Genomic DNA, 1,704 nt, shown 5'->3' with positions numbered 1-1,704 from the left:
GGTATACGCGCAGAGGTACAACAACATGCAACGAAGATTGGGAAAAACTCACGTTCCCGTGTTCAATCTTGATGGCTTGCGCGTCGTGATATAGGCGCGAAGATAGACGGCGGGGCTACTTCAATTCCCGATGCCGGGCGGTATCGGGAACGTGGTGAGCGCAATGCTGCAAAGCTTACCGCGACATAGCGCGGTGGCCTCCCGTTGCATTGCGCTCCTCCGAAGATCAGTTCACTTCGGCGATCAGTTCAATTTCGACGCACGCGCCCAGCGGAATCTGCGCTACGCCGAAAGCCGAACGTGCGTGCTTGCCGCGCTCGCCGAATACATCGGCGATGAGTTCCGATGCGCCGTTGGTGACCAGATGCTGCTCGGTGAAATCGGGTGTCGAGTTGACCAGGCTCATTACTTTCACAATGCGTGTCACGCGGTTCAGATCGCCGACATGCGTGTGCAGCGTCGCGAACAAGTCGATCGCGATGGAACGGGCTGCGGCACGGCCGTCCTCGGTGGTCAGGCTGTCGCCGAGCTTGCCCGCCCAGACCTTGCCGTCCTTCTTCGCGATATGGCCGGACAGGTAGACCGTATTGCCGCTTTGCGCGCTCATTACGTAAGCGGCAGCGGGCGCGCCGGCAGTCGGTAATTCGATACCGAGTTCCTTCAGCTTGTCATAAACGTTTTGCTGGGCCATGCGGTGCTCCCTGATAAGTGGGTGAGAACGAAACGCATGACCGGTCACTTCCGGCGCATGCGCGATGTGCTTTAAAGCAGGCGCCGATCCCTGGACGACAGCCACGCAACTGCGACACAAACACGCTCGGCGATGTCAGGCCTGAGCCCGGACCAGCGCGGCCAGCTTTGCCACGCCTTCGTCGATCTTGGCCGGCGGCACCGTGACGAACGACAGGCGAAACGTATTGTGCTCTGCCTCGTTGGCGAAGAACGGCGCCCCCGGCACGAATGCGACGTGCTGCTCGATCGATAGTTCCAGCAATTTCATGGTGTCGATATGTTCGGGCAGCTTCACCCACACGAACATGCCGCCTTCCGGCTGATTCCATTCGACACCTGCAGGCATGTAGCGTTCGAGAGCCGCGAGCATGGCTGCGCATTGGTCGCGGTAGAGCGCGCGGATTGTCGGAATGTGCGTATCGAGGAACCCGTCCTTGATGACTTCATGCACGATGCGCTGCGTGAGGCTTGGCGTATGCAGATCGGTTGCCTGCTTCGCCTGCACCAGTTTGAAGTGCAGCTCTTCGGGCGCAATGATGTAACCCACGCGCAGCCCAGGGGCCAGCACTTTCGAAAACGAACCCAGATGCACGATGTGATCGGGCGCGAGCGACAGCAGCGTCGGAAGCGGGGCACCCGCATAGTCGAGCGCGGCGTAAGGATCATCTTCAATCACCGGGAACGCGGCCCGTTGTGCGAACGCGGCGAGTGCAACCCGGCGTTCGAGCGGCAGGCGGCGACCGGTCGGATTCTGAAAATTCGGCTGCGCGTAAAGCAAGCGAGCGCCAGCGGTCAGCGTGGCGTCGAGCCTTTCAGGCATGAGACCGTGGTCGTCGGTGGGGATCTGGACGTAGTGCGGCTCGTAAAGCGAAAACGACTGCAACGCGCCGAGGTAAGTAGGCGTTTCAACCAGCACGCGGCTGGCTGGGTCGATGAGCACTTTGCCCAGAAGGTCGAGCGCTTGTTGCGACC

Annotated in this window: 2 protein-coding genes; both read right to left on the bottom strand. The window is 60.6% G+C overall.

Annotated features, from left to right (window positions below):
- Positions 1 to 226 precede the first annotated feature (226 nt).
- Entirely contained in the window at positions 227 to 691 is a 465-nt protein-coding gene (locus WCA53_RS33290) for a RidA family protein (protein ID WP_423922082.1), read from the bottom strand.
- Positions 692 to 826: 135 nt separating this feature from the next.
- Positions 827 to 1,704, bottom strand: an 878-nt coding sequence (locus WCA53_RS33285) for a PLP-dependent aminotransferase family protein (protein WP_423922079.1), incomplete at its 5' end; no start/stop codon positions are given.

This window comes from Caballeronia sp., from assembly GCF_049581465.1.
Taxonomy (GTDB): Bacteria; Pseudomonadota; Gammaproteobacteria; order Burkholderiales; family Burkholderiaceae; genus Caballeronia.
This window is presented reverse-complemented; position numbering and strand designations above follow the sequence as displayed.

Excerpts from the sequence above, each read along its gene's own strand:
- WCA53_RS33290 (WP_423922082.1), bottom strand. The coding sequence starts at position 691 with ATGGCCCAGCAAAACGTTTATGACAAGCTGAAGGAACTCGGTATCGAA.